The following is a 6,757-nucleotide window of genomic DNA, read 5'->3' on the forward strand; positions in this document are numbered from 1 at the left end:
TCTCCAATAATCCCCCGAAATCCGGACCTGGGTCCGCCAGAACCTTAAGAAAGGTCAGGCCGGTTCTTCGAGTTCGACGCTCAGGCTTCTGAGTTCGCGTGTGTGCGGATGCTCGACCTGTCCGAGACGCAGATCCTCAGCCGTCACCTGCTCGACCATATGGCCATCGATCATGACGCCGACATGCGAGCAGAGATGCGCGATGACGCTGAGATTGTGGCTCACCATCACATAGGTCAGGTTCCGCTCAACCCTCAGATCCGCGAGAAGATTGAGGATTTCCGCCTGCACGGAGACGTCGAGCGCACTGGTCGGTTCGTCGAGCAGCAGCACCTGCGGATCGGCAATCAGGGCGCGGGCAATGGCCACGCGCTGGCGCTGGCCGCCGGAGAGCTGGTGCGGAAAGCGGAAACGCGCCGATTGCGGCAGGGCGACCGCGGACAGAACCTTGGCAATCCGGCTATCGATGTCCTTCATGCCATGGACAAGCGGCAGTTCCGACAGAATGCGGTCAATGGTCTGCCGCGGATGCAGCGAGCCGTACGGATCCTGGAACACCATCTGCACCTTGCGGAAAAATGCCGGCGGCCGTTTAAGCGGTGCCGCTTCTCCGGAAAATGCGATGCGTCCCGACCAGTCGGTGTTGAGGCCGGCCATGGCGCGCAGCACGGTCGACTTGCCGGAGCCGCTTTCGCCGACGATGCCGAAGCTCGTGCCCTGGGCGACCTGAAAAGTCACGCCCTTGACGACTTGCCTGTCGCCGAAACTGATGCTGAGGTTCTCGATCTCAATAGTCATTTCAGCCACTCCGGATCACGGGTGAGCACCGGCAGACGGTCCTTCGGATGAAGGAGCGACGGCATGCAGTTCAAAAGCCCCCGCGTATAGGGATGCTGCGCGGACAGGAGTTCGGAGGCTTTCACCTCCTCCATCACGCGCCCGGCATACATCACGGCAACCCGGTCGCAGAAATGCGAAACCAGCGGCAGGTCGTGGCTGATGAGCAGCAGGCCCATCCCGCGTTCCGAGACCAGTTCCTCGATCAGCCGCAGGATTTCTGCCTGAACGGTGGCGTCGAGGGCGCTGGTGGGCTCGTCCGCGATCAGCAGTTCCGGATCCGGTGCAAGCATCATCGCGATCATGACGCGCTGGCCCATGCCGCCGGATACCTGGTGCGGGTAGGAGGCCGCCACCTTTTTCGGATCGCGGATCTTCACCTGTTCCAGAAGCATGACCGCTGCTTCCGCCGCCTGTCGTTTGCTGCCGCCCTTGTGGGTACGCCAGGCTTCCGCCACCTGGCTGCCGATGGTCTTGACCGGGTTGAGCGAATATTTCGGATCCTGCAGGATGAAGCCCGCCCGCTTGCCGCGGATCTGGCGCATCTCTCTTTCGCTGGCGGACATGATGTCGATGCCGTCGAAGGTCAGGGCGTCCGCAGAAATGCGCGTCTGCTTCGGCAAAAGCTTCATCAGGGCGCGAGCGGTCAGGCTTTTGCCCGAGCCACTTTCGCCGACGATGCCGAGCTTTTCCGTGCCGAGCGTCAAGGAGACGCCCTTGACGGCAGGCGTGAAGCCGGTGCGGCTCTCAAAGCCGATATGGAGGTTCTGGATGTCGACGAGCACCGGCTTAGTTCCCCTTCGGATCGAGGACGTCGCGCAGTGCGTCGCCGAGGAAGTTGAAGGCCAGTGACACGAGCAGGATCGCAATGGCCGGGATCATCGGCACCCACCACTGCTCGAACATAAATCGCTTGGCGGTGGCAATCATCGCGCCCCATTCCGGCGAGGGCGGCTGCGCGCCCATGCCGAGAAAGCCGAGGGATGCCGCGGTGATGATGATCGAGCTCATGTCCAGCGTCACGCGCACGATCAGGCTCGGCGTGCAGAGCGGCGCGATGTGGCGGAAGATGATCCGCCAGGAGGATGCACCGGTCAGCCGATAGGCGGCAATAAAGTCGCTGCCGCGCACCGTCAGTGTTTCGGCACGCGCCATACGGGCATAAGGCGGCCATGCGGTGAGCGCGATGGCAAGGACTGCGCTTTCGATGCCGGGCTTCAATGCCGCGACGAAGGCGAGCGCCAGAACGAGGCGGGGAAAGGCCAGAAAGATATCTGTAAGGCGCATCAGGATCGTGTCGATGATGCCGCCGAAATAGCCGGCAATGCAGCCGATGGCGAGACCGAGCGGGGCAACGAGCACAACGACGGCGATGACCATGCCGAGCGTGACACGGGCGCCGTAGAGAATGCGGCTGTAGACATCGCGGCCGAGTTCATCCGTGCCCAGCCAATGCGCGGCACCGGGTGTCGCAAGCCGGTTTGCCAGGTCCTGCGTGGCGGGATTGTGGGTCGAAAGCACCGGCGCAAAGATCGCCATCAGCACGAAGATCGCAATGATGGTGAGCCCGATCATGCCGAGCGGATTGCCCTTGAGGTTCAGCCAGGCCCGGTAGCGGTTGCCCCAGGTGGCCTGCCGGCGCGAGGAGGGCATTTCGCTCAGCGCCCAGGTACGGAAAGCGGACGCCATTATTGCACCCTCGGATCGAGCAGACGGTAGAGAATGTCTGCAAACAGGTTGAGCCCGACATAGATCAGGCCGACGAGAAGGGTCGAGCCGATGACGGGGTTCATGTCGGCGTTCATCAGCGATGTCGTCAGATACTGCCCGATGCCCGGCCACGAGAAGACCGTTTCCGTGACGACGGCGCCTTCGAGCAGGCCGGCATAGGTGAGCGCCAGAACGGTGATGAGCTGGACGGCAACGGTCGGAAACGCATGGCTCCAGACGACCTTGAGGCCGGACAACCCCTTGGCGCGGGCGGTAATGACATATTCGCCCTTCAGCGCGTCGATCATGAAGGCGCGCGTCATCCGGGCAATATAGGCCATGGAGAAATAGGCAAGAATGATGACCGGCTGGGCCATATGCGCCAAGGCATCCCAAAAGGCGTCGAGATCGCCCGCAAACAGGGTATCGACGGACATCAGGCCGGTGACCGTCGGGATCATGCCGTCATAGATGATGTCCTGACGTCCAGGTCCCGGCGCGATGCCAAGGGCCGAATAGAAGATCAGAAGCGAGATCATCGACAGCATGAAGACCGGCACCGAATGACCTGCCAGGCACAGGACGCGGATTGCCTGATCGGTGAACGAGCCTTGCCGTACGGCCGCCCACACCCCGAGCGGAATGCCGACGAGCGTGGCCAGCAGCAGGGCTGCGGTGGCCAGTTCGAAGGTCGCCGGGAAGAAGCGGGCAATATCGGTCGCGACCGGGTTCTTGGTGAGCACCGACATGCCGAAATCGCCGTGCAGAAGCTGGCTGAGGTAATGCAGGAACTGCACCGGAAGGGGCTGGTCGAGCCCCATTTCGGCGCGGACACGCAGGATGACATCCTCCGGCGCATTGTCGCCGACGGCGGCAATGACCGGATCGACCGGCATGACCCGGCCGATGAGGAAGGTAAGAACCGTGAGGCCGAACAGCGTCAGGACGACGCTGCTCAGCATGGCGGAAAAGGACTTAAGACGGTTCTTCAAGCCTTTTTGGTCTCCAGATAGCTATTGCCTTCGGACAGAACGCCCAGACGGAAGCCTTCCACGCCGGTACGGCAAGCCGCGGTCTTGGTGGTCTGGAACATGATGGCGAACGGGCTGTTCTCCATGAATTCCCGCTGCAGCTCTTCGTAAAGAGCGATGCGCTTGGCCGGATCCTTCTCGTCGCGCGCGGCTTCGGCCTTGGCGGTCAGAGCGTCGTCCTTGAAGGAGGAGCGCCATGCGAAGGGCTTCTTCTTGGCGTTTTCCGAATTGTCCTTGTTGATGCAGAAGACTTCCGCATTCGAATTCGGGTCGAAGTAATCGGTCCCCCAGGCAGACAGCGCCATCTCATGCTGGCGCCCGCGCATCTTGGTGAGAACCTGGCGGTTTTCCGCCGATTGCAGCTTCACCCGGATGCCGATTTCGCCGAGATTGGCCTGGATGGCCTGCGCAAGGTCGGGATAGGGCTGGGCGGCATAATGATCGAGCGCAATGTCGAACCCGTCCGCGAGGCCGGCTTCCGCCATCAGCGCCTTGGCCTTGTCCACATCCCGCTTGTAGGGGATATCCTTCACCGTGCCCGGGAAGCCCAAAGGCTCCATGCTCTGGTGAACGACGTGGCTCAGCGGCACGATATTCTTCTGCATGCCTTCGTAATCGAGCGCCCACTTGACGGCCTTCCAGACCTGCGGCTTGGCAAGGTTCGGATGCGACTGATTGAGGGAGATCAGGACAAGCGACGCAATCTGCTTTTGAACGAGCGTGATGTCCTTGTCGTTCTGGGCCGCCTTCAACTGTTCGGTCGTCAGGTCACGCGCGATATCGACGTCACCCTTCTGCAGCATCAGAAGCTGGGAGGACGGATCAACCACGTGGCGGACGATGACGCGCTTCAGGTTGCCCTTGTAGGGACCATGCGGGTTGAGCTGCAGAGAAATGCTTTCGGACGCCTTCCACGCCTGCAGCATGAACGGACCGGAACCGGCGCTGTTCTTCTGCAGCCAGGCATTGCCGAGGTCGCCGTTGACCTCGTTCGCCAGCACCACCTTCTTTTCGACGATCGCGCCGATGTTTGCCGACAGGCAGAACAGCAGGAAGGAGATGGAGGTCGGATTTTCGGTGGTCAGCGTGACGGTCTTGGCATCCTTGGCAACGATCAGGGATTCGACATTCTCTGCCGTGAAGCCGAACTGGTTGATGATGAACGCCGGGCTCTTGTTCATCTTGATGGCGCGCTGCAGCGAGAAGGCAACGTCTTCCGCCGTGACATCCGCGCCGGAGGAGAACTTCTGGTCGGAGAGCTTGAAGGTGAAAACCTTGCTGTCGGCATCCGCTTCCCAGGAGGCTGCGACGACGGGGACGACCTGATCGGGATTGTCGTTACTGGCGCGCACCAGCTTCTGGTACATGTTGCTGATCATCTCGCCGCCGACGGCCTCAAAGCCCTCATGCGGATCAAGGCTCGTCATGTTGTCGAGCTGCTGGGCAACGACCAGGATATCCTTGGGCGTTGCCGCGAATGCCGTGTCCGCCAGTTGGATATAGGACAGGAAGGGCAGGGCAGCACTGCCGATCAGAAAATTGCGTCTGGATACCATTATGAAATTCCCCTTGAACGACCAGATGTTCGCAATCCCGGACTTTCCCGGACTTTGCTGAAAAATGATGCAAGCCTCATATCAGGCGTCTTTTCGAGCGACCAATTCCATTTTTCGAACGGGTTATGCGCGGTTTGCATTTGCGGCGGGTGCACCGGCTGCCTACTAACGTCCGCACACACCATGCGCGCAGAGGCTGTTTGACGTTATGCTCACCCCTCCAGTTCCCGTTTTCGATGGCCACAACGATGTACTTCTGCGCTTGAGACGCAGCGGTGGAGAGGATCCGGCGGAACGTTTTCTGGACGGCGAGGAGGCAGGCCACATCGACCTGCCACGGGCAAGGACGGGTGGTCTTGCCGGTGGGCTTTGCGCGATCTACGTGCCCTCGCCGGGCACGGCCAAGGCTGCGAATGGTGACTTCCCGACGCCGGATCAGCCCGATGCGCTCAATGAAACACTCGCCATGGCGCGCCTGCTGTTTGATATCGAGGCCCGCTCCCAGGGTGCCGTTACCCTATGCCGCAGCGCCGCCGACATCCGCCGGTCGATGGAGATCGGCAGTTTTGCCGCCGTCTTCCATATCGAGGGGGCCGAAGCGATCGCGGCGGATCTCGACGCGCTCTACGTTCTCCACCAGGCAGGCCTTCGCACGCTCGGCCCGGTCTGGAGCCGCCCGAACGTGTTCGCCTATGGCGTGCCCTTCCGGTATCCATCCTCGCCGGATATCGGCCCCGGCCTGACCGAGGCCGGCCGAGACCTTATCCGCGCCTGCAATGAACTGAAGATCATGATCGATCTGTCGCACATGAACGAAGCGGGTTTCTGGGAGATCGCCAAGATCTCCGACGCGCCGCTCGTTGCGTCCCATTCAAATGTCCATGCGCTCTGCCAGCACAGCCGCAACCTGACGGATCGCCAGCTCGATGCCATCAGGGACACGGGCGGCCTGGTCGGCATCAATTTCGGTGTTCTCTTCCTGCGCGATGACGGCATCAAGGACGCCAATACCAGTCTCGACCTGCTTGTGCGTCACGCCGCCTATGTGGCGGACCGCATCGGGATCGACCACGTGGCACTCGGCTCCGATTTCGACGGCACGACCATCCCGGCGGACATGAAGGACGTGACCGGCCTGCCGCGTCTGGTGGAAGCCCTCCGTCGCCACGGGTTTGGTGATCAGGAGCTGAAAAAGATCGCCCACGAGAACTGGATCTCCGTCCTCGAGCGCAGCTGGGGTGGGTGATTGCCATCATGTTCCGGAGGGCGATTGTCACCTTCTGGTTATGACACATTGGTTCGGCCCCTAATCACCCGGAAACATTGCCACCGCCCGGCACCAGCCGGCCGAGCCGCCCTTGATTTTCACCGGCAGGCAGGAGACGGTGAAGCCGCGGGCAGGGAGTTCTTCGAGTCTCGCCAGTTTCTCCATGTGCAGGAAGATGCCGTCGCGGCCGGCCTTGTGGCCTTCCCAGATCAAGCCTGCATTGCCGGTCGCGGCGAAGCGTTCGACGGTTTGATCTGAACCTGATCTGACCCCTTCAAACTGGACCATTTTTGGCTAGAGTTTTCCGGTGCATTTTCCTGGCTGGGAAAGGAACGGAAGAGGATGAAGGCATCGCA

General features: G+C 61.4%; 6 protein-coding genes and 1 pseudogene. 1 reads left to right on the forward strand and 6 read right to left on the reverse strand.

Translation table 11 applies throughout. From position 1 onward, the window contains the following. Positions 1–54: 54 nt before the first annotated feature. The 5 genes from J2858_RS18545 to J2858_RS18565 are packed head-to-tail and all read right to left on the reverse strand — an operon-like array spanning position 55 to position 5,134. Positions 55–798, reverse strand: coding sequence for an ABC transporter ATP-binding protein (locus J2858_RS18545; RefSeq protein ID WP_210106316.1), 744 nt, complete (start codon positions 796–798; stop codon positions 55–57). Next, positions 795–1,622, reverse strand: coding sequence for an ABC transporter ATP-binding protein (locus J2858_RS18550; RefSeq protein WP_210106317.1), 828 nt, complete (start codon positions 1,620–1,622; stop codon positions 795–797). Before J2858_RS18550 ends, J2858_RS18545 begins: the two co-directional genes overlap by 4 nt. A 4-nt stretch (positions 1,623–1,626) precedes the next feature. Continuing rightward, positions 1,627–2,529 carry an ABC transporter permease gene (locus J2858_RS18555; RefSeq protein ID WP_210106348.1) on the reverse strand — a complete coding sequence of 301 codons (903 nt, stop codon included), beginning with the start codon at positions 2,527–2,529 and terminating at the stop codon, positions 1,627–1,629. Beyond that, positions 2,526–3,539, reverse strand: a complete 1,014-nt coding sequence (locus J2858_RS18560) for an ABC transporter permease (RefSeq protein ID WP_210106318.1) — start codon at positions 3,537–3,539, stop codon at positions 2,526–2,528. The genes J2858_RS18555 and J2858_RS18560 overlap by 4 nt, the downstream gene beginning before the upstream one ends. Next, positions 3,536–5,134 carry an ABC transporter substrate-binding protein gene (locus J2858_RS18565; RefSeq protein ID WP_210106319.1) on the reverse strand — a complete coding sequence of 533 codons (1,599 nt, stop codon included), beginning with the start codon at positions 5,132–5,134 and terminating at the stop codon, positions 3,536–3,538. Before J2858_RS18565 ends, J2858_RS18560 begins: the two co-directional genes overlap by 4 nt. 208 nt (positions 5,135–5,342) lie before the next feature. On the opposite strand from J2858_RS18565, the gene J2858_RS18570 reads away from it, so the two are divergent. After that, positions 5,343–6,380: a dipeptidase gene (locus J2858_RS18570; protein WP_210106320.1), complete on the forward strand. Its 1,038-nt coding sequence runs from the start codon at positions 5,343–5,345 to the stop codon at positions 6,378–6,380. Positions 6,381–6,440: 60 nt separating this feature from the next. Here J2858_RS18570 and J2858_RS18575 read toward each other — a convergent pair. Further along, a pseudogene (locus J2858_RS18575) lies at positions 6,441–6,629 on the reverse strand (cyclase family protein); the annotation flags it as partial. Positions 6,630–6,757: the final 128 nt, after the last annotated feature.

It is taken from the genome of Neorhizobium galegae, from assembly GCF_017877135.1.
Taxonomy (GTDB): domain Bacteria; phylum Pseudomonadota; class Alphaproteobacteria; order Rhizobiales; family Rhizobiaceae; genus Neorhizobium; species Neorhizobium galegae_A.

Excerpts from the sequence above, each read along its gene's own strand:
- J2858_RS18570 (WP_210106320.1), top strand. The coding sequence starts at position 5,343 with ATGCTCACCCCTCCAGTTCCCGTTTTCGATGGCCACAACGATGTACTT.
- J2858_RS18545 (WP_210106316.1), bottom strand. The coding sequence starts at position 798 with ATGACTATTGAGATCGAGAACCTCAGCATCAGTTTCGGCGACAGGCAA.
- J2858_RS18565 (WP_210106319.1), bottom strand. The coding sequence starts at position 5,134 with ATGGTATCCAGACGCAATTTTCTGATCGGCAGTGCTGCCCTGCCCTTC.